Origin of the sequence: Bacteroides muris (ex Fokt et al. 2023) (assembly GCF_024704895.1) — a bacterium.
GTDB classification, from domain to species: Bacteria; Bacteroidota; Bacteroidia; order Bacteroidales; family Bacteroidaceae; genus Bacteroides; species Bacteroides muris.
This window is the reverse complement of sequence record NZ_JAMZEE010000013.1, coordinates 64,725-90,662: the sequence shown is the minus strand read 5'-3', so window position 1 is coordinate 90,662 and position 25,938 is coordinate 64,725. Positions and strand designations below refer to the sequence as shown.

14 protein-coding genes are annotated in these 25,938 nt (G+C 43.4%); 8 read left to right on the top strand and 6 right to left on the bottom strand.

The window, feature by feature from the left end:
• Positions 1–105: 105 nt before the first annotated feature.
• From M1B78_RS07435 to M1B78_RS07420, 4 genes are all read right to left on the bottom strand, one after another.
• On the bottom strand, positions 106–1,323 hold the full coding sequence (locus M1B78_RS07435) for an efflux RND transporter periplasmic adaptor subunit (protein WP_257940311.1): 1,218 nt from the start codon (positions 1,321–1,323) through the stop codon (positions 106–108).
• 119 nt (positions 1,324–1,442) lie between these two features.
• The gene (locus tag M1B78_RS07430; protein ID WP_136011120.1) at positions 1,443–1,853 is read right to left on the bottom strand and encodes a DUF6769 family protein; all 411 of its coding nucleotides are present in this window, start codon (positions 1,851–1,853) and stop codon (positions 1,443–1,445) included.
• 274 nt (positions 1,854–2,127) lie between these two features.
• Positions 2,128–3,762, bottom strand: coding sequence for an ABC-F family ATP-binding cassette domain-containing protein (locus tag M1B78_RS07425; protein WP_257940310.1), 1,635 nt, complete (start codon positions 3,760–3,762; stop codon positions 2,128–2,130).
• Between the two features lie 401 nt (positions 3,763–4,163).
• Entirely contained in the window at positions 4,164–4,979 is an 816-nt protein-coding gene (locus tag M1B78_RS07420) for a hypothetical protein (protein WP_257940309.1), read from the bottom strand.
• A 129-nt stretch (positions 4,980–5,108) separates the two neighbouring features.
• Here M1B78_RS07420 and M1B78_RS07415 point away from each other — a divergent pair, with 129 nt between their 5' ends.
• On the top strand, positions 5,109–6,542 hold the full coding sequence (locus M1B78_RS07415; protein ID WP_257940308.1) for a CCA tRNA nucleotidyltransferase: 1,434 nt from the start codon (positions 5,109–5,111) through the stop codon (positions 6,540–6,542).
• 2 nt (positions 6,543–6,544) lie between these two features.
• Here the strand turns inward: M1B78_RS07415 and M1B78_RS07410 are convergent, their stop codons facing one another.
• Positions 6,545–8,788, bottom strand: coding sequence for an inorganic phosphate transporter (locus M1B78_RS07410; RefSeq protein WP_257940307.1), 2,244 nt, complete (start codon positions 8,786–8,788; stop codon positions 6,545–6,547).
• Positions 8,789–9,192: 404 nt separating this feature from the next.
• Between M1B78_RS07410 and M1B78_RS07400 the strand changes: the two genes are divergently transcribed.
• The 7 genes from M1B78_RS07400 to M1B78_RS07370 all read left to right on the top strand — a co-directional run bounded on the left by M1B78_RS07400 (position 9,193) and on the right by M1B78_RS07370 (position 23,783).
• On the top strand, positions 9,193–10,851 hold the full coding sequence (locus M1B78_RS07400) for a DUF6377 domain-containing protein (protein ID WP_257940306.1): 1,659 nt from the start codon (positions 9,193–9,195) through the stop codon (positions 10,849–10,851).
• Positions 10,852–11,147: 296 nt separating this feature from the next.
• Complete coding sequence (locus tag M1B78_RS07395; protein WP_257940305.1) at positions 11,148–14,183, top strand: SusC/RagA family TonB-linked outer membrane protein; 3,036 nt, start codon at positions 11,148–11,150, stop codon at positions 14,181–14,183.
• Positions 14,184–14,225: 42 nt separating this feature from the next.
• Positions 14,226–16,025: a RagB/SusD family nutrient uptake outer membrane protein gene (locus M1B78_RS07390; protein ID WP_022401142.1), complete on the top strand. Its 1,800-nt coding sequence runs from the start codon at positions 14,226–14,228 to the stop codon at positions 16,023–16,025.
• A 116-nt stretch (positions 16,026–16,141) separates the two neighbouring features.
• Entirely contained in the window at positions 16,142–17,536 is a 1,395-nt protein-coding gene (gene dcuC / locus M1B78_RS07385) for a C4-dicarboxylate transporter DcuC (RefSeq protein ID WP_257940304.1), read from the top strand.
• 15 nt (positions 17,537–17,551) lie between these two features.
• Positions 17,552–18,697, top strand: coding sequence for a beta-aspartyl-peptidase (gene iadA / locus M1B78_RS07380; RefSeq protein ID WP_257940303.1), 1,146 nt, complete (start codon positions 17,552–17,554; stop codon positions 18,695–18,697).
• Positions 18,694–21,726, top strand: coding sequence for a M14 family zinc carboxypeptidase (locus M1B78_RS07375; RefSeq protein ID WP_257940302.1), 3,033 nt, complete (start codon positions 18,694–18,696; stop codon positions 21,724–21,726). The genes iadA and M1B78_RS07375 overlap by 4 nt, the downstream gene beginning before the upstream one ends.
• Positions 21,727–21,755: 29 nt before the next feature.
• Positions 21,756–23,783 (top strand): glycoside hydrolase family 97 protein, encoded by a 2,028-nt coding sequence (locus M1B78_RS07370; protein ID WP_257940301.1) that lies wholly within the window; start codon positions 21,756–21,758, stop codon positions 23,781–23,783.
• Between the two features lie 27 nt (positions 23,784–23,810).
• Here M1B78_RS07370 and M1B78_RS07365 read toward each other — a convergent pair whose 3' ends face one another.
• Positions 23,811–25,871 carry an RNA degradosome polyphosphate kinase gene (locus M1B78_RS07365; RefSeq protein WP_257940300.1) on the bottom strand — a complete coding sequence of 687 codons (2,061 nt, stop codon included), beginning with the start codon at positions 25,869–25,871 and terminating at the stop codon, positions 23,811–23,813.
• Positions 25,872–25,938 lie beyond the last annotated feature (67 nt).

Below are 25,938 nucleotides of genomic sequence, written 5' to 3'. Positions count from 1 at the left end.
TTTTTCTCATGGCAATCTGCTTTCTACAAAGACCGTATTGCTGTTTTTCTCCTTGATACGGCATTGCAGAATGATACTTTGTAAATTGTCAAATTGTACATGAGATTAGTGTTCATGACTATGTGCCGGAATAGCGTTTGTTGCTGATGCCAGTTTCACTTGATAGGCTCCTTGGGTTACGACACGGTTGCCTGCTTTTATGCCGGAAAGGATTTGTACACTTTCGCCATTGTCAGCACCCAGGGTGACAAGCTGTTTTTTGTAACCTTCTTCATCCAGTTGTAGGTAAACAAAGAAACTGCCTTGCTCTTCGGTCAGTGCACTGTGAGGAAGAGACAATACATTTTCCATCGGTGAGGATAATAAGAATACTTCTACAAACGAGCCGGGAATAACGTCTCCCTTATTGTCGAATTCAAAAGTCACCGGTACATAATATCCGTTTTCGCCCGAAGCTTTTCCATACGAAAGCATGCGCCCGCCTAGTTCTTTCAATGTATATACCTTATTATTATAAGGAGTACAGAAGTTGGCGGAACCGATGCTGTTTAGGTAAGGATAGTACTTTTCGGATACATCCGCACGCAGGAAAAGCTTTCGGTTCTGGGTGACGCTTACCAGTGGCTGGCCAATGCTGACGTAATCCCCTTCTTTCACCAACAGGTTCTTTACATAACCGCTGATGGGAGAGACAACTGTCTGGCCGCTTGCCGAATGGTTCTTTGCGACTGCCTCGTAACTGATACGGGCATTTTCATAAATCTGTTCGGCTTGTGCGAACTCCTTTTCAGATACGATTTTGTTGCCTACAAGCGCTTTCATACGCTGATATTCTTTCTTGGAAACCTCGTAGGCTATCCGGGCTTTCTGCACCGGGTCTCCGTCGGCCATGTTTTTGGATGACAATATCACCAAAGGAGTACCTTTGCTGACACTCATTCCTTCGATAACTTTTCCCTTGAAGGAAACCACGCCTGCTACTGTGGCTACGGCTACGCTCTCGTCTCCTTGGGCTGCCATTACCTGGCCGCTGGTCTTGATGACTTGATGGAAAGTACCCGGTTCAACAGTGCTGACTACCACGCCTGCAGCTTGTGCCTTTGCCGGTGGCAGAATGATTTCATCACTTCCTCCGGCATGGTTTTCATGCTCATGGTTGTGTCCCTCATGCTCATGGTCATGCCCCTCATGCTTGTGGTCATGTCCCTCATGATTGTGCTCTTCTGTTTCGTGATTATGTCCTTCGTGACTGTCTCCGGACTTGCTGTTGCAGGAGCCTAAAAGGAATAACCCCAAGACTCCCATGAAAATAACTTTTTTCATGATGATATTTGTTCTTACTTTTTGATTTTGAATACAAAGTTAGGGCATAGGGTATGCAACCAAATTGCATTGTTCCTTATGCCGGATAGAAATCTGTCCCGGTGATGTCCCGACAACAGTTAAGCAAGAAGAGACGGAGGGGCACGAAGCCCCGTAGCACATGCGATAAATGTGCTATGAAGAGATTCCAGATAGATACATTCCTGCCTGCTTATGTCAAATTCGGGTAGGGTGAGTAACTTGGAAAAAGGCTCAATGAATAGGATTACTGCCCACAAGGCATCCGGATGTGAATATACATCATCGGAGGAGCAGGGCGTCTGTTGTACAAAATGGGTTGTCATGCATCCCGTGTTGCGACAGCAGTGTTCGTTGTCTGGGCTATGATGCTGTCCGCAGCAATCGGCGGTGATGTCATTCTTCATGCATATTATTCCGTCGGCATGATGATGGTGGGGAATGACGGGTATCATCAGCATTATCAGGCTGATGAAAAAAAGAATATAGGTTATGTACTGTTTCTTTTTCATTCCTCTATCTTTGGACGGATGCAAAGATAGAGGTTAATGGCTTAATTGCCAAATGGAAAATGCTAAAAAGGTGTGAATAACATATTCAATCCCTCATTCCTTCATCGCTTCCTCTTCCGTTTGGCCAGTTCGGAGGACAATAACTTTCCGCCCTTGCCAAATCCTATTATGGTGACATCATATTGTTTCATTTTCATATCTCTTAGTTGAGTGTTTAGTAAAATGAAAATCATATGTATCAGCCATTTGTTCGGACGCTGGATTTAGCGGATACTTATCGTTCCAGTTCGCGGAGGGAGTCCATTTTCTTCTTTTCGAGGAATTCGTAGATGCCGCTCAAGTGTTCTTTCACTTGTTTGTTGCCGAATTCATATACCTTGCTTACCAGTCCATCCAGGAAATCACGGTCGTGGCTGACGAGGATAAGGGTTCCGTCAAAATCCATAAGAGCCTGCTTCAGGATATCTTTGGTTTTCATGTCCAGATGGTTGGTCGGTTCGTCCAGTATCAGCAGATTCACCGGTTCGAGCAAGAGTTTTATCATGGCGAGGCGTGTGCGCTCTCCACCCGAAAGCACCTTGACCTTTTTCATGGACTCTTCGGGACCACCGAACATGAAGGCGCCCAGCAGGTCGCGTATTTTATTACGGATTTCCCCTTTTGCCACATCGTCGATAGTCTGGAACACGGTCAGGTTCTCATCCAACAGCGAGGCTTGATTCTGTGCGAAATATCCAATCTGCACATTGTGTCCTATGGTAAGGGTGCCTTCATGCTCTATTTCCTTCATGATACACTTTACCAACGTTGACTTTCCTTCGCCGTTTTTGCCGACGAAAGCAACCTTGTCTCCCCGTTCTATGGTGAGGTTGGCATTCTTGAAGACCACGTGGTCGCCGTAGCTTTTCCCTACCCCTTCCATGATGACGGGATAATTGCCCGAACGGGGGGAGGGAGGGAATTTGAGGCGCAACGCAGAAGTGTCTTCTTCGTCCACTTCCAGCAGTTCCAGTTTCTCCAGCATCTTTACGCGGCTCTGCACTTGCAGGGTCTTGGAGTAGGTGCCTTTGAACCGTTCGATGAATTCCTTGGTTTCGGCAATAAACTTCTGCTGGTCATCGTAGGCTTTCTGCTGCTGTTCGCGGCGTTCCTTGCGGAGTTCCAGGTATTGGGAATAGTTTACTTTATAGTCGTATATCCGCCCCATGGTCACTTCAATGGTACGGGTGGTGATGTTGTCCACGAACTTTCGGTCGTGGCTGATGACGATGACAGCCTTTCCGCTACTGATAAGAAAATCTTCCAGCCATTGTATGGATTCTATGTCCAGATGGTTGGTAGGCTCGTCCAGCAATAGTACGTCGGGTTTCTGCAGTAACAGTTTGGCAAGTTCGATGCGCATGCGCCATCCACCGCTGAAGTCACTGGTCTGGCGGTTGAAGTCTTCGCGTACAAAGCCCAATCCGAGCAGTGCTTTTTCCACATCCTCCTCGTAATTGGTGGAGTCGATGGCATAGAACTTTTCGCTTAAGGCAGAGACGTTCTCGATAAGTTCCATGTAGCTATCACTCTCGTAGTCGGTACGCGTTTCCAGTTCCTTGTTGAGGCGCTCTATTTCGGCTTCCATTTCATGCAGATGGGCAAAGGCTTGCGCCGCTTCCTGGAATACGGTACGTCCGTCTTCTGTCATAAGGTGCTGTGGAAGGTAAGCTATGGCACTGTCTTTGGGGGCTGAGATCTTTCCGCGGGTAGGTTGTCTTGCACCTGCCAGAATTTTCAACAATGTACTTTTCCCCGCTCCGTTTTTGCCCATCAGGGCGATACGGTCTTTTTCGTTGATAACGAAAGATATGTCACTGAATAAAGTAGTTCCGCCGAATTCTACGGCCAATCCGTCTATAGAAATCATTATATGTTTTTTTATGAGCTGCAAAGATAGTGTAAATTGAGTGCAGAACTTTCATGCTTGCATGAAAAACTTATGCCGAGATGCAGCTTATCTTATTTTAAAGATAGTGCGATTATCTTATTTTTATATCTTTTCCCCTATATAAACAATACGTATAGGCCATGAGAATAGAAAAAGTATCTGTATTGCAGTGATAATCAATCTATTCTAGCTTTATTCTTTTTTATCAGTAATAAAGTGTTGCTGTATTCCCGATAAAGTAGTACTTTATTGGCGATAAAGTGTTGCTGTATTATAGGTAAAGTGTTACTATAAAGTGCTTGCTGCATACCGATGAATGCTGTGAACCCTATGTCAATTTGTATTGCATACAGTAGAATAATACATTCATCACAATCGTCCTAATGGTTAAGAGACCGGTTTTTCTTCACAAATTCCATCTTCAGTTTTGCCTCTTCCATGTTTTTCTTTATTTCCGTCATGGAAGAAAGCAGTTGTGCCAACTCGTAAATACTTGCAAGCGCCTGGCGGTCGGTGGCAGTCATGGTGACGGAGTAGGGACGTTCTCCCAAATAGTTGACTTTAATGTTCTTGTCCTTGTTCAGATAGAGAAAGCCCATGACATTTCCGTCTTCTCCCAGTTTGAAATCAGCTTTTTCAATCTTTTCACCGAGATTGGTCGTTTCATAGCTGTCTTTGGCGGCGGGCGTCTCGGCAAAACTGCCGTCGGGAGCGGTAACCTTGACGGCCACATGGTGGATGTTATGGGCTCCGCAATAGATAGAGGTCATGCTCATTACACCGTTTTCGTCTACCTGGAAGCGGAGGAAAGAACGGTGCAGATTTTTTTCTATCACTTGGGACGGATACAGGTAATTGCCTATATTCTGGTATTCGGCATCTTTCTCAAAGGTATATTTCCCTTTGATTGCAGCGAATTCCTTTTGCTTGGCTTGAAGCATGCTGTCAAGATAGGCCATACTCTTTTCCTGCTCTTTCAGCTCCACTTCCTGCATCAGGCCGATACCTGCACGGCGAGTTTCAAACGCTTTGGGATAGAGTATCTTGATACTGTCAATCAGAATCTTCGCTTCATTGTAGTTGCCGAGTTCAAAAGCTGTGCGGGCAGCTTGTAGTTTTTCACCGGCCTTCTTCTCCACATCTTCGCAAGAGAAGAGTGTACAGCATAGGCATGCAAGGAGTATTACTTTTTTCATATTTGTTGTTCTTGGAGTTAGAGTCCGCAAAAATAGAAATAATATCTTTATCTTTGCAGCATTTTAATGTGCAAATGTGCTGATAGGCCATTAACACATTTGCGTATTCATTACATTAGCGCATTATTTATGATAGATTTGACGGCAGAAGAACTGAAGCAATATTTTAGTGATGATATATTCAAGCGGATATCCGAAACAGCTGATGAATTGGGATTGGAATGTTACGTAGTCGGTGGATATGTACGTGATATTTTCCTGCAACGTCCTTCCAAGGATATTGATGTGGTGGTGGTAGGCAGTGGCATTGCCATGGCCGAGGCGCTGGGTAAGCGTCTGGGGCGTGGGGCGCATGTTTCCGTCTTCAAGAATTTCGGTACGGCACAATTGAAGTACTATGGTACGGAAGTTGAGTTTGTAGGTGCAAGAAAAGAGTCGTATACGCACGATTCACGCAAACCGATTGTAGAGGACGGTACATTGGAGGATGACCAGAACCGCCGTGATTTTACCATCAATGCACTGGCTGTTTGCCTGAACCGGGTGCGTTATGGCGAGTTGGTCGACCCCTTTGGCGGTATTGGAGACTTGAAGGAAAAGACCATCCGGACTCCCCTCGACCCTGATATAACTTTCAGTGATGACCCTTTGCGCATGATGCGCTGTGTCCGTTTTGCCACCCAGCTGGGATTCTATATTGACGATGAGACATTCGATTCTCTGGAGCGTAATCGCGAACGCATCTCCATCATCTCCAAAGAACGCATTGCAGACGAACTGAACAAAATCATCTTGTCACCTATTCCGTCTAAGGGATTCATTGAGCTGGACCGGTGCGGCTTGTTGGAACTGATATTCCCGGAACTTGTTAGGCTGCAAGGCGTGGAGACGCGCAATGGACGCGCCCATAAGGACAATTTCTACCATACGCTCGAAGTACTCGACAACATCAGCAAGAAGACCGACAACCTTTGGCTACGCTGGGCAGCTCTTCTGCATGATATAGCCAAGCCTGCCACCAAGCGTTGGGAACCCCGTGCGGGCTGGACGTTCCATAACCATAATTTCATTGGCGAGAAGATGATACCTGATATTTTCCGCAAGATGAAGCTTCCTATGAACGAAAAGATGAAATATGTGCAGAAAATGGTGAGCCTGCACATGCGTCCCATTGTGATAGCGGATGATGTAGTGACCGACTCGGCAGTGCGTCGTCTCTTGTTTGAGGCAGGTGATGATATAGACGACCTGATGACACTGTGCGAAGCCGACATTACTTCCAAGAATATGGAGCGCAAGAAGCGTTTCCTGAACAACTTCCAATTGGTGCGCCAGAAGCTGAAGGACTTGGAGGAACGCGACCGCATCCGTAACTTCCAGCCGCCGGTCAGCGGGGAGGAGATCATGAGTACTTTCGGCCTCTCTCCCTGCCAGCAAGTGGGTGCCTTGAAGAGTGCCATCAAGGACGCCATCCTGGACGGGGTCATTCCTAATGAATACGAAGCCGCCCGTGCATTTATGCTGCAACGGGCGGAAAAGATGGGATTGAAAAAGATCAAGTGACATTATTCTTCGGCCTGGAACTTGCGGCTTACTTTCATCAGGTTGATGGTGTAGGTCACTATGTTCTGGGCTTCTTGTATCATTGTCAGATAGACCATGCTCACCTTGATGCTGCCATTCTGGCTCTGAATGCGTTGCAGTTCTTCGCGTTTCAAGTGCGACAGCTCGCCGTTTAGATTGTTGGCTTTGCGAATTTCGGTCTCAAGTTCGTCATAGTCGTTCGTCTCCAATTTGTGGCGGCATACTTGCAGCAGGTAGCAGATATCTTCTGCAACATCTGTAAACTCTCCCTTTTGAATAACATTCAGCGGCTTGAAGTTGTTGTCGATGTGCTCCAGACACGGCTCGCAAAGACGGCCTACGCTGTACACCAGCTCGCTGGCAAAGTCATTGCCTTGGTAGTAGTAGAGTCCTTTTTCCAGTACGGTATTATTGTCGAGGCGGCACATGGCAAGTGTTCCGGTGCGTTTCATCTGCTTGATGAGTTGTTTCTCGAACTTTACCGCTCCCATGGCACGGCGCAGTCCGCGCAAGTTCTCGTGCAGGAAGGAAGTGACGGTGCGCTCGAAATTCTCTTCTGTGAATTCCATTATCTTCACCAGTTCCTCGCGGGTATGCTTGCGGAGCAATTCAACTACTTCGTTATTGTCCGTACTCTTCATCAATTGTTTCAGAGTCTCGCTGCCTTTTTCTTTCTCTTTGCGCTTCTTGTACATCACTTGGCTGCGAATCAGCATGAAGACTGCCAGACCAATCAGTGCCAGAATGGCAATCGTACCACCGAAATGGATAACCAATGCCACGAAAAAACAGATGGTGAATGCTGCTCCGGCAGTGATGAACCAACCGCCGATGACACTGAGCACACCCGTAATGCGGAATACAGCCGAGTCACGTCCCCAGGCACGGTCGGCAAGCGAGGTACCCATTGCCACCATGAAGGTGACGTAAGTAGTGGAGAGGGGTAATTTCAAGGAAGTTCCCAAGGCGATGAGCAGACCTGCCAATACGAGATTGACGGAGGCGCGGACCAGGTCGAAGGCGGCACCGTCGGCTATGATGGCTTCATCTTTCTGGAATCGTGTGTTTATCCATTGTTTGCTGCTTTCGGGCATTGTTTTGGATATTCCGTTAGCCAGGGTCATGCTGAAGCGTACCAGTGTACGGGCTATCGGGGTACTTCCGAAGTTCTCTTCGCCGTCGTCTTGGCGGGCAAGGTCAACGGAAGTCTTGATGACGTTGTGGGCTTTCTTGGATGTGCAGAGTGCATAGACCATAATCGTGCCTGCACCGATAAGGAAATACCATGGGGTTTTGGCTGCACCGAGGAGTGAGGACATCAGGAATCCGTCGGGACCGGCGGCCGTACCATTGGCTGTATAGTCAATAAATGAGGAATATCCTGCGAGGGGGATACCGATAAAATTCACCAAGTCATTGCCGGCAAAGGCAAGGGCGAGGGCGAAAGTACCCATCAGAACCACTGCTTTGAAGACATTTACCCTGCACCAATGCAGTATCTGCATCAGTATGGTAAAGAATACAAAGAAACCGGTTATCAGCAATGCGGTATTGTCGTGTATCCATTGCTTGTTTTCAGGGGTCATGAATGAACTGTCTTTCAGCCCCTTTATCAGCATGAAGTAGATGATGCTGGTGGTAGCTATACCGCCGAACAGTGCAATGCTGTATTTCATTTTCTTCTTGTAGTTGAAGGTGAACACGATACGTGCCAGCCATTGCACCAACATACCGAAGAAGAAGGCGATAGCGACGGACAGGAAGATACCCATGATGACAGACAGTGCCTTGTCGGTATTGATGAGGTCACCCAGGCCCAGTGTATCGCTATTATAGACCTTGATGAGTGCCAGTGCGAACGTACCTCCCAGTAGCTCGAACACCATTGATACGGTAGTGGAGGTCGGCATCCCCATCGTGTTGAAAACGTCAAGCAGTACAACATCCGTCAGCATGACCGCAAGCAGGATGCACATGATTTCGGCAAAATAGAAATGCTGCGGTTGGTAGATACCATGCCGTGCAATATCCATCATGCCGTTGGACAAGGCTGCTCCGATAAATATACCTACGCCTGCAATGAAGAGTATGGTTTTGAAGGATGCTGCCTTTGCCCCGACAGCGGATTGCAGAAAGTTGACCGCATCGTTGCTTACACCTACCACGAGGTCGAAAATCGCGAGTACGAACAGAAAGATGACGATACCCAGATAAATTGTTTCCATAGACATGTATTTTATTTCCGGTTGCAAAGGAAAGAAATCGGTGTTGCAGGGAGATGTCATACATGTTACAGAAGTGTTACAAATGTTTTGAAATAGAATGGTATTGTGCTAAGAGCGATTGCTTTTATTTCCCAAAATAATCATTAATGTTAAGCATTTAAGAGTAACAATATAAGTATAATAGAAGAGTGGATGCTTTTGTATTTCGTATTTGGTTATTTCTATGTTAAGCAGCCAAATTACTAGTCAATTGTTTGCAGATGTCGAGAATTCTTGCGAATATTGCATACAAGTTGTGTGTAGAATTGATTGTAATTAGAACTTTGATATTAAAAATCAAAGATGTATGTAACTTTTTTAATTCATTTATTAAATAAATGAATTCTACCAACGAGTATAGAAATATGAAAAACCATTTTTGTTTAAACCTATTCTTCTTATTATATTTATTTTTTTGTGCTGGATGCAAGCAGCATATCTCAGATAGTGCTGCTAAGGCAAATGAGGCATTGTTTACTCAATTAGATAGTCTGATAGATAATTCTGATAAACTTATTTTGCAGAAAGAGGAGCGAATAGAGGCGTTGAAGCATTCGCTAAGACAATCTAAGGCATTTGAGAAACAGTATGAACTTAATCAGGCTATTTATCAAGAATATCGCGTGTATGATGCAGATTCGGCTATGAAGTATACTACACAAAGCCTTGATTTAGCACGACAATATCATGATAAGAATCGTGAGATTGAATCTTTATTAGGTATTGGTTTTGTTTATACGGCTAATGGCTTGCTTAGTCAAGCCTCTGAAGTAATGCATTCACTCTGTTCTTCCAGTATGCCTCGCTACTTACGTTCGCGTTATTATGGTCAGATGCGTACTCTCTGCTCGCGTTTGCAGCTCTATTCATTAGGTGATGATGCATTGCATGAATATTATGGTCAACTTTATGCGTTATATTCAGATTCAGTATTGCAGACGGCCACTCCTGACGAGCCACGCTACCTTTATAGCCGTGTGTGGAAATATCAAGATGTTCCCGGTGCACAACGTATTGCTATTAGGGATGAGTTGGAAAAAGAAAAACAACGTCTTCTACCTAATAGTCGTAATTATTCTATTTTAGCTTATAACTTGGCTCTACTTTATGAAAAAGAACACAACCATACCAAGTGGCTGGAAAATATGATTCTCTCAGGTATTGCTGATGTATATGCTGTGAATCGTGATATTGGTTCGTTATACGCATTGGCTTCCTATTTATATGAACAAGGTCAGTTGGACCGAGCCTATCGTTATAGTACTTATTGTTCTGATATCGGTATAGCTTTTAAGAGCCGTGTACGACTGCTTCATCAGCAGAAGTTGCAGAGAAGGATACATCAAAGTTACATTGAGCGTGATCATATGCAACAGGAGCAGCTAAAGCTATTCCTTTTATTTATTAGTTTTCTCACTGTTGTATTGCTGATAGCTCTTTTCTTTTTGAGAAGGCAAACAAGAAGACGTAGGAAAGCTTTGGTGGAGCTACATGTGGCCAATGGTAGGTTGAAGAGTCTTAATAGTGAATTGCAAAAGCTCAATTTGGTTCTACGTGACACAAATTATATTAAGGAGGAGTATATTGGTCAGGTATTCAAACTTTGTTCGTCCTATATTTGCCGTATGGAGGAGTATCGTAAAAAATTGAACCGTAAATTAAAGGCTGGACAACTTGAAGATTTAAAGAAAATGATTAGTTCTACCTCTACCATGAGCGATGAAATGAAGGAATTTTATGAGAAATTTGATTCTATTATTCTGCATTTATACCCTGATTTCGTAGAACATTTCAATAGTTTGCTACGTCCAGAAGAACGTATTGAAGTGAAGTCTGGGCGGCTTAATACAGAACTTCGTATTCATGCTTTGATACGAATGGGGGTAACGGATAGTGAGAAGATTGCAGAATTTTTGCACTGTTCACTGCAAACCGTATATAATAATCGTTCTATAACTTTAAATAAATCTTCGCTCAGTAAGGAGGAATTTCTTCGAGCTGTGAAAGAGGTTTGTAAAAAGTAATTTGAAGACTGAGCGTTTCTCTCATTTTTTACCCACATGTATATAGATAATTGCCATTCAATAGCTTAATACTATCGAATGGCAATTATCTATATACATGTTTTTGATTACCGATTTAATTTAAATCACTACTGAAAATCTATTGAGTCTGTCTGTAATTAAAATATAATCAGTGATATATAACTTTGTGAATTTACCAAATCCTCTACCAGTGAATATAATCGGTTGTTACATTGTCTAATTTTGCTCTCGAGATTTTTTACACACAAGTTCCTATTAACTTAAAAATGTAATTTATGAAAACCAGACAAAAATCGAGAGACGCAAGTGGTATTTTGCTTGTCTGTCTTATGTGGATGCTGTCACTTTCAAGCTCACTTCATGCACAGACATGGAATATTAACGGAAATGTGACAGATGAACAAGGAGAACCGATAATCGGTGCCAATGTAGTGATACAAGGTACGGGTACGGGCACCATTACCGATGTAGAAGGAAACTTTAAACTCGCTTCAGTGACTAAGGGGGCGGTAATGGAGATAAGTTTCATTGGGTATATATCCAAGACATTGCAGGTGAAAGACGCATCATCGTTAAAGATTGTACTGAAAGAAGATAACCAGGCACTGGATGAGGTGGTAGTAGTAGGTTATGGTGTACAGCGCAAAAGTGATCTTACAGGTTCGGTTGCTTCAGTTAACTCGGATGTACTTGAAAGTCGCCCACAAGCTAATTTGATTCAATCTTTGCAAGGAGCAGTTCCAGGATTGAATATTAGTGTGACGGGTAGTAATGCTGAAGGTTCGTCTACTACTACACGTATTCGTGGTAACAACTCCATTACGGCCGATAATAAACCTCTTGTTATTCTTGATGGAATACCTTTTGATGGTCCATGGTCGGAAATCAATCCCAATGATGTAGAGAGTATAGAAGTATTGAAGGATGCCTCTTCAGCAGCCATTTATGGTGCTCGCGGTTCTAACGGTGTAATCCTTATTACTTCTAAGCGCGGTAAGAAAGACAGATTGACGGTATCATACGATACTTATGTTACTATTGACCAGCCTATCAATTTACCTCGTATGATGAATGGCAAAGAATTCTATAAGTATAAATCTGAAGCTTTCAAGGCTACCAATACTACTCCTCCTACAGAAGAGAATCCTGAACCTTGGTTAGATAACTTTACTCCTACTGAATTAGCTATGTATGCTGCCGGTCAGAGTACTGATTGGATGAAGTTGGCAACACGGACCGGTATAAAACAACAGCATAACCTTTCTTTCCGTGGTGGAGCTAACAAAACCAGCTATTTCATTTCATTGAACTATACGGATGTGAAAGGAACTGCGGTAGGCAATGAGTTCAAGCGTTATAATGTACGTTTCAATCTTGATCAGGAGTTTAATAGTTGGTTGAAATTTTCTACTACTACACAGTTAGGTCGCTACGATCGTAGTGGTAGCAGTGCTTCTTTTTGGCGGGCTATAAAACAAGTTCCGTTGGGACGTGCTTATAACGAGGATGGTTCACTTACACTTTCTGCTACTGAGGACTCCTCTTCAGCTTTCAGCATTAATCCGTTGGGATCTCTTAATAATAAGACAAAAGATATCCGTGCAAAGGTTATCACTAATAATGTGCTTGAGGTAAAGTTTCCCTTTATTAAAGGGCTGAGCTATAAATTGAATACAGGCTTCACTTACCAAAACAGCTCCTATAAGAATTATCAAGGTTTGGATACCTACGAAGGAGCTAGTGCTAATGGCGTATTGAATACTGATGACTGGCATTCAGAAGAATGGATTTTGGAGAATATTATTTCTTATCAACGTGAATTTGGTAAACATCGTATATTTTTCACAGGATTATATTCTGCTCAAAGCAAGGAATATGAACAGAATACAATGGAAGGTAAGAATTTTCCCAATGATGTGATGTATTATTACCAGATTTCTAAAGCTGCCACAATGTCTGGTAATTCCAATTATTATAAAGAAAATCATATTTCACAAATGGGGCGTTTGAATTATACTTATGATGATCGTTACTTGTTGACTCTTACTGCTCGTCGTGATGGTTACTCCGCTTTTGGTGAAAGTTCTAAATTCGGCGTTTTTCCTTCAGCCGCTATTGGATGGAATATTTCCAATGAATCTTTTTTTAAAGACAAGCCTATAAGTGAAACCATTAGCAATCTGAAATATCGCTTGTCATGGGGTAAAAATGGCAATGAGGCTATCAGTGCTTATAGTACACTACCTAATCTTTCAACTTACAATTATCTGAATGATGATCATACTGCACAGTTTGGTTTCTATCCGTCGAAGTTAGCTTCGCCCGGTTTAGGTTGGGAAACTACTACATCTATTAATACTGGCTTTGATATTGCACTTTGGAATGGACGTATTCAGAGTTCATTTGATATTTATTGGTCTAAAACCAAAGATTTGCTGCTTTCCCGTTCTATTCCTACCATTAATGGTACTGGCTCTATTACTGAGAATCGTGGACAGACCCGTAATCGTGGTTTTGAATTCCAGATAACTTCTAATAACATTACACATAAGAGTTTTAGCTGGAGCACCTCTTTCAACCTCTCACACTATCGTTCGGAGATTGTAGATGTTGGTTTGTATGATGCTAATGGAAAGCCGGTTGATGATGTGGCTTCCAAGTGGTTTATTGGTGAACCTATCAATGTGAACTATGATTATAAAATTATCGGTGTATGGCAGATTGCTGATCCGTCTAACCCGACAGGGCAGCAAGATCCTAACTATCGTAATTCGTATCCTGGATATGTGAAATACCTTGATGTAGATGGTAACGATATTACAACGGCTGATAAGACTATTATAGGGTCGGCTATTCCTAAAGTAAATATGAGTTTGATGAACACTTTTGAGTACAAAAACTTCACTCTGAGTGTGTTCTTAACGGCTCAGTTAGGACAAACCCATCTGAATGCCTTGTATGATACAAGCCATAATTCATATCGCCAGAACCGCTTTTTGGTGGATTTTTGGACTCCAGAGAATCCTACGAATAGCTATCCGAAAAATAGTTTGAATAGTGATGTGAATCCAGAGGGAGCCAGTTTCTATGAAAAGACAGATTTCTTACGTATTTCCGACGTTACATTGGGTTATAATTTCCCACAACAATGGTTGCGTCGTACTTTCGTCAAACGGCTCAATCTTTACATGAACATTAAGAATTTGGCTACAATAACTGGCTGGACAGGTATGGATCCGGAATTTCTCAATGATCAATTGGCTGCTCCTCCAGTACGTTCGTTCACTTTTGGACTAAAGTTAGATATTTGATGAGAGTAATATATCATAAAAAGCTAAAATGAAATTGCACATATGAAAAAAATAACATATTTCAATGTCTTAGTGTTTACAGTATTATTGCTCACTATGGGCGGCTGTAATGAGGATAAGTTTCTTAAGGAAGATCCTCGTGATGCACTTTATCCTGAAAATTTACTTGTAGATTACAATGGATTTAAATCGATGATAACGCCTCTTTATGGTCTTATGCGTGCAGAGTATCGCCGTGCTGATGCAATGGGAGGAAGTATTGCGCTCTGTCTGCATTCTGCCTGGGGTGGAGGGGTAGATAATTCATGGGCCAATAATAGTCATGCGGAAATGAAGTTCCTCTACAATCCCAAAGAGATAACTTACACTGATCTTGCTATTTGGAATAATATTTTCCAGTGGGGATATCGTATCATCAACACTGCCAATATGGTTATCTCAAGAGCTGACAATGATGGCATTAACTGGGGAAGTGGTGCTGATGCTGAAAATCGTAAAAATGAGGTGTTGGCCGAAGCTCGCTTTTTCCGTGCTTGGGCTTACCGTCACCTTACCTATTCATTTGGTGCAGTGCCCCTTTCAACACAAGAAATTACAGGATTGAATTATCGTGATGATTGGGACCGTGCTTCCTTGAGTAGTATTCGCGAAGTGATGGCAGAAGATTTCCAGTTTGCAGTCGATAACCTTCCTTTGCGTACTTCTAATAATAGTAAAGTCTCTGGTGCTGTGGCACGTCACTATTTGGGTGAACTTTATTTGGCAGAAGGTAATGCTGAAAAAGCAGTTTCAGTACTGAAACCATTAGTGGAAAGTGGAGAATATTCCCTTATAAATCAACGCTTTGGTAGTAATGCTTCCAATGATGGATGTCCTTTTATTGACGTATTTTATACTCCTATGTATGCTGATGGAAATACGGAGGTGTTACTGGCTTTCATTAACACAGAAGAGGAGAATAGTGCCTATGGTACTGCAAATGTCTATATGACTACAACTTATAAGAACTATTATGCTAATGATGGCGATTGTAAAAAGACAAACCAGCATAATCCGGACTATATCAATAACGGTGGTGAAGGTTCATTTGCACAAGTCTTTTGGCAAGCTAATGGTGGTAAGGGAGCCGGACGTGTAGTTCCTTCCAGAGGAGCACTTCGTTTGTACAATTATAAAGGAATGGGAGAACAAGATGACCGTGTATCTGCTAATGCTATCGTATGGAGTATTAATGATGTAGATGCTGCCGGCAATGTAACCAAGGTATTTGATTTAGGTGGTACTGCACTTATTGATACTACGGTTAATGCAGCCATGCTAACTTCTACTTCCATTAAAAAATATGATTGGCCTACTACTCGTAAATGGGATTATACTCCACCTATTTTGGCTAATGCAGCTAATGATGGACACTATGCGGACATTGTTTATTTACGTTTGGCAGATACATATTTACTTTATGCAGAGGCTCTTTACAAGAGTAATCAAGTAGGCGAGGCCATTAAATGGATAAATAAAGTACGTAATCGTTCCAATGCTGTAAGTATTACTGAAGATGATCTTAGAATCGGTGGTATGGATTTCATTCTTGATGAACGCAGCCGTGAACTGCTTACGGAGGAAGAACGTCGTCATACATTGGTACGTGTTTGCCAAGAAAATGGTGGTGACGAACGTGATACCAATAACTATTTCAAACGTCGCATGCGTGAACTCAATGAGATAGCTGGTATTGCAGGACGTGGTATGGATGAATATGAGACTCCTGTCCTTTTCCCGCTGCCGCAATCATTCATTGATGCCAATACTGGTAATCCTTTGGAAAATAATCCGGGGTATTGATAGATAATAGTCAGATATAAATACCGCATATAAACGGCTTTGTATATATCGGTGTTTATATCTGATTTAGATTCATATATTCAAAAGAAAACAAAAACTTAATATCTTGATACATCATGTCCGAATTGGCTTTCATTTTTAGTCTTCTTATGGTAGGGATTACAGCGGTAGGTCTTTATCGTAAGCTCAATCCTCAAGGTCTTTTGATGCTTTCCGGTTTATTAATGCTTACAGCTGCTTTTTTCATGCAAGTGCATTCGGTAGTACCTAGTGAAGCTACGGGAATGGTGGTGTTTGATTTGGTAAGGATGATAGAGGAAGTTTTTCTTTCTAATTTGGCGCGTGCAGGGTTTATGATAATGACAATTGGCGGTTATGTAGCTTTCATGAATAACATAAAGGCTACTAATGCATTGGTCTATATTTCCATGAAGCCATTAGGTCTTTTTCGACGTTATCCTTATTTGGCGGCTACTATAGTTATTCCTATTGGACAATTACTTTTTATTACTACTCCTTCAGCTGCCGGATTAGGATTGTTGCTTGTGGCTTCGGTTTATCCTGTTTTAATTAGTTTGGGAGTAAGCCAACTTACAGCATTGTCAGTCATTGCCGCTGCTACTCTATTTGATCAGGGACCGGGGTCGGCAAATACTGCTATGGCTGCCGAATTGATAGGACAATCCAATGTGGAATATTTTATCACTCATCAACTTCCTTTAGTAATTCCTACTTCCTTGGTTGTAATGGTACTCTTCTATTTTAATAACCGTTATTTTGATAAAAAAGATGTAAAGAAACAGCAGGATGGCATATTGCAGGTGTCAAATGTGACTGCAACCTCATTAGTAGAAAAACCGGATGTTCCATTGGCTTTTGCGCTACTCCCGGTATTACCTTTGGCTCTTCTCATTTTCTTTTCACCTTTTGTGGGACTGTTTCAGCCTACTGTAACATTGGGTACCACTACTGCTATGCTTTTTTCTCTGTTCTTATCATTGGTATTTGTGTTGTTTCATACTCGTAGTGTGCGTACTACTTTTAACGTTTTTGCAAGTTTTTGGAAAGGCATGGGAAATGTGTTTATTTCAGTTGTAACATTGATTGTAGCTTCAGAAGTTTTCTCTAAAGGACTGATTGGTTTGGGATTTATTGATTCATTGGTGGGTTATTCCTCTCATATCGGACTTTCGGGATTAGCTATTGCCGCAATCTTTACTCTCATTATTTTTGGAGCTGCCATGCTGATGGGAAGTGGCAATGCAGCCTTTTTTTCATTTGGTCCTTTATTGCCGGGTATAGCCACTCAGCTTGGTTTGCCGGTTTTTTCATTGATACTTCCTTTGCAGTTGGCGGCAAGCATGGGACGTGCCGCATCTCCTATTGCCGGAGTCATTGTTGCCATTGCCGGGGTAGCCGGTGTGTCATCAGTGGAGTTGGCAAGGCGTAATACATTTCCTTTAATAGGAGGAATTGTTTTCTTGATACTTTATCATCTTATCACTTTCTAAAATTAATCGACAGCTATGTTTACATTGATAAAGAATGCAAATTTATATGCTCCTGCCTATCTTGGTAAAACAGACATTTTGCTATGCGGAGAAAAGATTGCGCATATTTCAAAGACAATTGAACTGAATGAATCATTTTGCCATACTATTGACGTGCAAGGTAAAATTGTTACTCCGGGATTTATAGATCAGCATGTACATATTACTGGTGGAGGAGGGCAACAAGGTTATGCCTCATTACTCCCCGAGGTGACTATGAGCGAACTGGTGGCATGTGGTACTACTACTGTATTGGGTATGCTTGGTACTGATGGATTTGCCAAAGAACTTACTACGCTTTATGCCAAGGCCAAAGCTATTGACGATGACGGATTGTCGGCTTATATGCTGACAAATTATTACGGATTGCCTACCAAAACATTGATGAATAGTGTGGCTGACGATCTTATCTTCATAGATAAAGTTATTGGCTGTAAGCTGGCGATGAGTGATGACCGTAGTCCGTTTCCGACAGAGCAAGAGATATTGCGTATTATACATCAGGTACGTTTAGGGGGATTTACATCTGGTAAAGGAGGAATTCTCCACATTCATTTGGGAGCACTTCCGGAAGGTATTGAGCCCTTACTCAATATTGCTCGTCACTATCCTACACTGATATCTTATCTGTCTCCTACTCATCTGATACGTACTGAAGCTCTTTTTATGCAGGCTGTAGAATTTGGTAAATTAGGTGGAATGATTGATTTTTCGACTGGTGGCTCAAAGTTTGATACTCCCCATCGTTGTGTGATACGTGCATTGCAAGCTGGTGTCCCCCTTGATCGCATTACTTTTTCTAGTGATGGCCATGGTGGCGTACGCAGAGTGAATCCTGAAACTGGAGAAATATCTTATCGTCCTGCTCCTTTGAATTTAAATTTCAAGGAGGTAGTTGCATTAGTCAATGAGGAGGGGGTACCATTGGAACAAGCGATTACATTGATAACATCCAATCCGGCTCGTAATCTGAAATTACGAGCTAAAGGTATTGTGGCACAAGGAGCAGATGCAGACTTGTGTTTTTTGGCGGAAGATTTGCAGCTTACAGATGTCATTGCCCGTGGTAAATTTGTAATGCAAGATGGTACAATAGTAAAGAAGGGAAGGTACGAATTATGAAGAAGCTGATTATATTTTATATTGGATTCCTCTGTATTTGTTTATCTGCAATAGCGAAACAGACTTTGGAAAGGCCAAGAGGTGAACATTTCTTCACTTATAGTCAATACCCTCCTTTTGCCGATCGCCCGGTAGATGTACATTATTATATACCTTCCCAGGGGGATATTAAACAAATGCCTATTGTATTTGTCTTTGAAGGAGGAGACCGCGGTTATCGTTATCTTTTGGACGGTTGGAAAGAAGAAGCGGAGAGAAAGGGTTTTATGCTTTTTATACCTCACTTTGATTTGAAATCTTATCCTTTGGCAGACTATCAGGAGGTGGGGGTGATGAATGCTGCCCATACAGTAGCTAATGCTCCCGAAAAAATTACACCAGTGTTGGTTGATAAACTATTTGAATATGTGCGTCAATTTACGGGAAGCATGCGCAAAGGATATATGATTTATGGTCATTCTGCTGGTGGGCAATTCGTACAGCGTTTCATGCTTTTTCACGATAGTCCTTATGTGGAAAAAGCTATTATAAGTTCTCCCGGTTGGTATACTTTTCCTGATTTGGCCCAGACATATCCTTATGGTACGGCTGGTATCCCCTATATTTCATCTGAACAGATAAAAAAATACTTGTCAAAACCTATCATACTACAGCTGGCTTTGGGAGATACGATACGTGAGTCTTTTCTACGCAAGACTCCTGAAGCTGAACGACAAGGACGAAACCGTATGGAGCGTGGGCGTAGTTTCTGGCTTTATATTCACCAGTTGGCTGCATCCCGTGGTTGGGAATGCCATTGGCGCAAGATAGAAGAGTGCGGCATCGGGCATGAGGCTGTCCCTATGGGGAAACAAGCTGTGCCATTATTGACGACAGATTCTTTACGGGTACTTTTTATAGGTAACAGCTATACTTTTTTTAATCGTTTGCCATTGCAAGTCCAATCGTTAGCATCCTCATGTGGAAAAAAAATATCAGTGCGCCAGGTTGCTAACCCTGGTTGGTACTTGAGACAGCATGCAGCCAATACGCAAACATTAGAGGCGATTCGTGAAGGAGGATGGGATTATATGGTGATGCAGGAACAGAGCAAGGCACCTACTCGTGAAAAGGAATGGGTAAAGAAGAATGTATTCCATCCTGCGGCGCAGTTAGATAGTTTACGCCGTCTTTATGCCCCAAAAGGAAAAAGTGTCTGTTATATGACATGGGGGCGTAATAATGATACTTATGAAGGAATGCAGCAGCAACTTACGGAAAACTATTTGGAAATGGCTGATGTCCTTGATGCTTATTGTGCTCCTGTGGGTGAGGCATGGAGACGTGTACGTAGAGAGTGTCCAAGTTTGCAGTTGTATAATTCTGATGGCAGCCATCCTAGTCCTGCAGGCAGTTATCTGGCGGCTTGTGTCTTTTATGCAATTTTTTTTGGTGAGCCTTTTAGCAGCGATTATTATGCAGGTCTACCGTCTGAAACGGCTCTTTATTTACAGAGGATAGCACAAGAAGTGGTATTAGCTAATCTTGTGTTATGGAATAGAAATCAGTCGAAGCAACCTGCCGGAGTAACTGCAAGTTTCTATCCTGACCCCAAATTTGACCGTGAGACACCTACTCTAAGTAAACCTTACGGTAGCGGATTGGCATCGGTTGATGAGATAAAGGACTATTTACAGCAATTGGTTGTACGTTCTCCGGGTTTGGCATATATGGAGAATATTGGTGTTACCAAACAAGGACGTACCATTCCGGTACTTTATTTGGGTACTCCCGACAAGAAGAAGGTAAGGGTATGGATTCAAGCGGCACTGCATGGTAACGAGCCGGCAGGTGCTGAGGCTGTATGCATGCTTGTCCGTTACTTACTTTGTGAAAAAGAAGGACGTGAATTGCTGAATCATATAGCTGTGGCTTTGGTTCCTATAGCCAATGTTGATGGTTATGCCATTCAGCAACGTCGTTCAGCCGATGGCTACGATTTGAATCGCGATCAGAGCAAATTAGAGGATGCTGTCACTTTGCTGTTGAAGCAGTCCTACCAGCAATGGAATCCGGACGTAGCTCTTGATATTCATGAATATACACCTTTACGTCGTGAGTTTAACTTATTACGTGGAGTGCCGACAGCAAATGCTGCTGATGTACTTTTTTTACCTACAGGACATCTTAATGCGCCTTTAGCTTTACGTACGCTGTCTGAAGAACTTTTTCGTCGTGAGGCAGAGGTCGTTTTAAATAGTGCCGGTTATGCTTCCGGTTTCTACTTTACTCCTCGTGTGGCAGATGGTTCCCTTGTTCTTGTAAAAGGTGCCAAAAGTCCGCAGTCCAGTTCTACTTTTCAAGCATTGACGGGGGCTGTATCGCTTTTTGTCGAAATAAGAGGTATTGGATTGGGACCGGAGTGTTTTGCGCGTCGTAGTGAGTGCGGTTTCTTGGTGGCACGGCAAACGTTGGTTACTGCTGCGCAACATCGTGCTTCAATTAAACGTAAGATAGAACAAGCCAGGAAGCGCACCTTGAAAGCTACTGAACCGATATATGTTACTTTCACTTCGGATACTGTACGTCATGTAGTCTCTTTTATCGATTATAAGGCCAATGAACTGTTTAAGACTGAACTGCCAACCCTTGATGCCATGCAGGCAAAACCTCAATTGATGCGTACTCGCCCTAAAGCTTATCTGCTCGATGCTCCCTGTACAGAAGCAGTATGTAAGCTTCGAGCGTTGGGTGTACACATTGAGCAAGTTACCCGTGTACAAAAAGCAAAAGTTGAGCGTTACAAAGTAACCCGTCTGTATCGTGCAGAGAAGGAATGGGAGGGGATTCATCCGGTAAATGTAGAAACGGATGTCTATGAAGATAATGTAGAACTTCCAATAGGTAGTTGGTTGGTACCTTTGGCACAACCTTTAGGAAATTTGGTTGCTACGTTGCTTGAACCGGAGTCTGTCTGTGGTTTCGTAAACTTCTGTGTTATTCCGGCTGAGGAAGGGAAGGGACTGTTTGTCAGTAGACTTATAAAATAAGAATTGGATATATAAAATTAAATTCGGTAATGACTATGAAACTAAAAAAAACGCTACAGATTATACTTGCTTTATGTTTAGGCCTATGGATGATTTCATGCCAGCAGGAACATATCAAGTTGACCTCTCCAAATGGAAAACTTTCTTTAGAGTTTACACTTGATGAAGAAGGTGCTCCTCGATATTGTTTAAGACATGCGGGGAAGAATATTTTACTTCCTTCACGTCTGGGATTGGTTTTGAAGGATGCGCCAGATCTTTTGACTGGTTTCGTTCTAAAAGAGGTTAAGCATGATTCGCATAATGATGTGTGGCAACCAGTATGGGGGGAAGAGGCTGAAATTGTAAATCATTATAATGAATTGAGGGTATGCCTCAAGGAAGAAACATCGTTGGAGCGGGAACTGAATATTATTTTTCGTCTTTTTGATGATGGGATGGGATTCCGGTATGAGTTCCCTCGCCAGCAACAGCTACAAGAGTTTCTTATTGATGACGAAGTGACTGAATTCGTTTTTCCTGCAGATTATGATGCTTGGAGTATTCCAGTGAAAGGAGTTCGTTTTTACGAAGCCTTATTTGAGAAAAAAACTCTTAGTAAGATGGGATGGGTAAGCACTCCGGTGACGATTGAGACAACAGATAGCCTTTATTTGGCTATTCATGAAGCAAATCTTACAGATTATGCTGCCATGAACTTGAAGCCGGTTGAGCAACCTGAAGATAATAAAACGGTCACATTACGTGCGGCTCTTACACCTTGGAGTACAGGTGAGAAAGTACGTGTTACCGATACTCGTGTATCTCCTTGGCGTACAATGATAGTGGCTGAATCTGCCGGTGATTTGCTTCTTTCCCGTCTCATGTTAAATCTTAATGAACCTTGTCGTATAACCGATACTTCCTGGATACAACCTATGCGCTATATTGGAATTTGGTGGACTTATCACATGAAGCATAACACCTGGCATGCCGGTCTCCATCATGGGGCCACAACAGAGAATACAATGCGTCACATCGATTTTGCTGCTGCCAATAACCTGGGAGGTGTACTGGTGGAAGGGTGGAATGAAGACTGGGCTACTTGGAAGTTTAGTTTCACAAAACCTTATACCGATTTTGATATACAACGTATTACTGATTATGGGCGTAGCAAAGGAGTAGCTTTGATAGGACATCATGAAACTGGCGGTAATGTTTCCAATTATGAAAATCAGATGGAAGATGGTTTCAAGTTCTATGAGAAATATGGTGTGCATCAAGTAAAAACGGGTTATGTGGGCGATTTGCTTGATGGGAAAGAATATCATAGCAGTCAGTTTGGTGTACTTCATTATCGCAAGGTAATAGAGGCTGCTGCCCGTCACCGTATCTGTATTGATAATCATGAACCGGTGATTCCTACAGGTTTGCAGCGTACTTTTCCTAATCTGATGACACAAGAGGGAGTACGTGGACAAGAATGGGACGCTTGGGATGTAGATGGTGGAAATCCTCCCTCTCATACCGTAATATTGCCTTTCACTCGTGGGTTGGCAGGCCCGATGGACTTTACACCGGTGACGTTTCGGTTTGTTAACGATGTAATGCCACAGACACGTGTACATACCACACTGGCCAAACAATTGGCGCTGTTTGTGGTGCTCTATTCACCGTTACAAATGGCTTCGGATGAAATAGAGAATTACGAGGCTAATCCGGAACCTTTTAATTTTATAGTATCTTGTCCTACAGATTGGAGCAGAACAGTGGTGCCGGAAGCATGCATTGGCAGTTATGTTACTATTGCCCGTTGCGATAAAGGAGAGGGATGCTGGTATATAGGCAGCATCACGGGAGATGAGGAACGAACGGCTAATATCAGTCTGTCTTTTCTCGATACAGATAAAAGATATCTGGCTACTATTTATCGTGATGCTCCTGAGGCCGATTATGAGACATGTCCTGCTGCTATACTTATAGAAGAGCGCGAAGTGACTTATAGTGATACCCTCACCATTCGGCAAGCACGTAGTGGAGGAACTGCCGTACGTCTGTGTCCTATAAAAGACAGTTGAGCCGGAGGTGTATTGGGGCAGAGTTGTTTATATTTTCTCTCTCAAGTATTCATAAAAGCTATATTGCGACCGTACCTTCTCCTTTTGCGGTCGCGACGACTTCCAGCGGTTTCGCAACCGGTCGTCCACAAAGCAGGCTTTCCGTTTGTCCGACAGTTGTATGGATAGCATATCGATGAGCTCTTGCTTCAAGTCCGGGTCCAGAATGGGGGTGACGGCTTCGATACGGCGGTACAAGTTACGCCGCATCCAGTCCGGCGAGCCGAGGAAGAGCTTGGGTGCGCCGCCGTTGCCGAAGTACCACACACGGGCATGTTCCAGAAAGGTATCCACAATGCGTGTCACGCGGATGTTGCGGCTGTACTCCTTTCCGGGGATGAGGCAGCAGATGCCGCGGACAATGAGGTCTATCTCTACACCGGCTTGCGAGGCTTCGTAGAGGCGGTTTATCATGGCGGGGTCTTGCAGGGCATTCATCTTTAGGATAATCCGTCCCCGTTTGCCTTGTTGGGCGAGTTGCATCTCGTGGCTGATGAGACGGTTCAGTTCCGGTATCAAGTTGAAACGGGCCACAAGCAGGCGGTGGAACACCGGATTTTCCTTTCCCTGCAGAGTACGGAACAAGTTGTGCAGGTCGTTTACAATCACCGGGTTGCAGGTGAATAGTCCGCTGTCGGCATAGAGGGTGGCGGTCTTTTCGTTGAAGTTGCCGGTGCTGATGTAGGCGTAGCTTGTCATTTTGTGCCCTTCCTTGTCGCGGCGGAGCACGAGGGCTACTTTGGCATGTACCTTCAGTCCCGGTATGCTGTAGATGATATTGATGCCTGCGGCCTTCATCATTTCGGCGGTGGCGAGGTTGTTCTCCTCATCGAAGCGTGCTTTCAGTTCTACAAAGACGGTGACTTTCTTTCCGTTCTGTGCGGCGGCTATCAGGGTGTTGATGACGGTGGAGTTCTCTGCCACACGATACTGGGTCACCATGATTTCACGTACGGTGGGTTCGTGGACGGCTTCATATAGGAAATGGATGAAGTGGTCGAAGGAGTGGTAGGGATAATGCAGCAGCAAGTCTTTTTTCTCCACGTAGCGGAAGATGGATTCGCGTTCGTCCAGGCAGGTCAGCTTCATGGGCTGGGGTTTCTTGATGGGACGCACGCTCTGGTTGGGATTGGGCAGATGCCGCAAATCTTCCATGTTGAGGTGCTTGTCGCCCGGAACCATCTCCCGGCGGTCTATGCGGTAGGCATCTACCAGAAAATCGAGGAAGTCCTGAGGCATGGCGCGGTCGTATACAAAACGGCACACGGCGCCTATCTTGCGTTTCTTTACCTTCTTCTTCACCTGTTCGATGATTTCGGAGGTATTGGCGGCATCGTCTATCAGAATATCCGCATCGCGTGAAATCTTGATGCAATAACTGCTGTCCACTTCGTAACCGGGGAAGATGGTATCCAGATTGGCCTTGATGATGTCTTCAATGAACATCAGATAATAGTCTTTTCCCACCTTGGGCAACTGGATGAAGCGCGGCACTTTGCTGTACGGCAGTTTCATCACGAAATACTGGATGCGGTTTGGAGAACCGACGGGAGCTCCTTTCAGATGAAGCCGCACGGCCAGATAGAGACGGTTGTCGCGCAGGAATGAAATCACCTTGTCCTTGCTTACGGGCACCGGAGCCAGATAGGGGAATATCTCTTCACGGAAGAAGCTGCGCACAAAGTCGCGGTGAAACGGTTCTACGTTGCGGCTTTGATAGAATATGATGTGATGTTTCCGCAGGGCGGGCAGTATCTTCTGTTCGTAAATGCGGATACGCTCCTCCAGTTGGCGGTTGACTTCCCAGTTGATTTCATCTACCAGCTCGGTAGCGGATTGCACACTCTCTTCGTCGCTTTGCGAGGCTCCGGTGGCTATGGCCTTATGGTCGGCCACACGTATCTTGTAGAATTCTTCCAGATTGGAGGAGTATATGGAAATAAAGTTGATGCGTTCGTATAATGGCAGTGTATCGTCTTCGGCTTCCAGCAGCACGCGGTAGTTGAAAGACAGCCAGCTGATGTCACGTTTGAAATATCTGTTCTCCATGGTGTTGATGTGTTAATCACATTGTATTCTCCCCAAATATAATTACCTTTGTCTTAATAAACAAAGG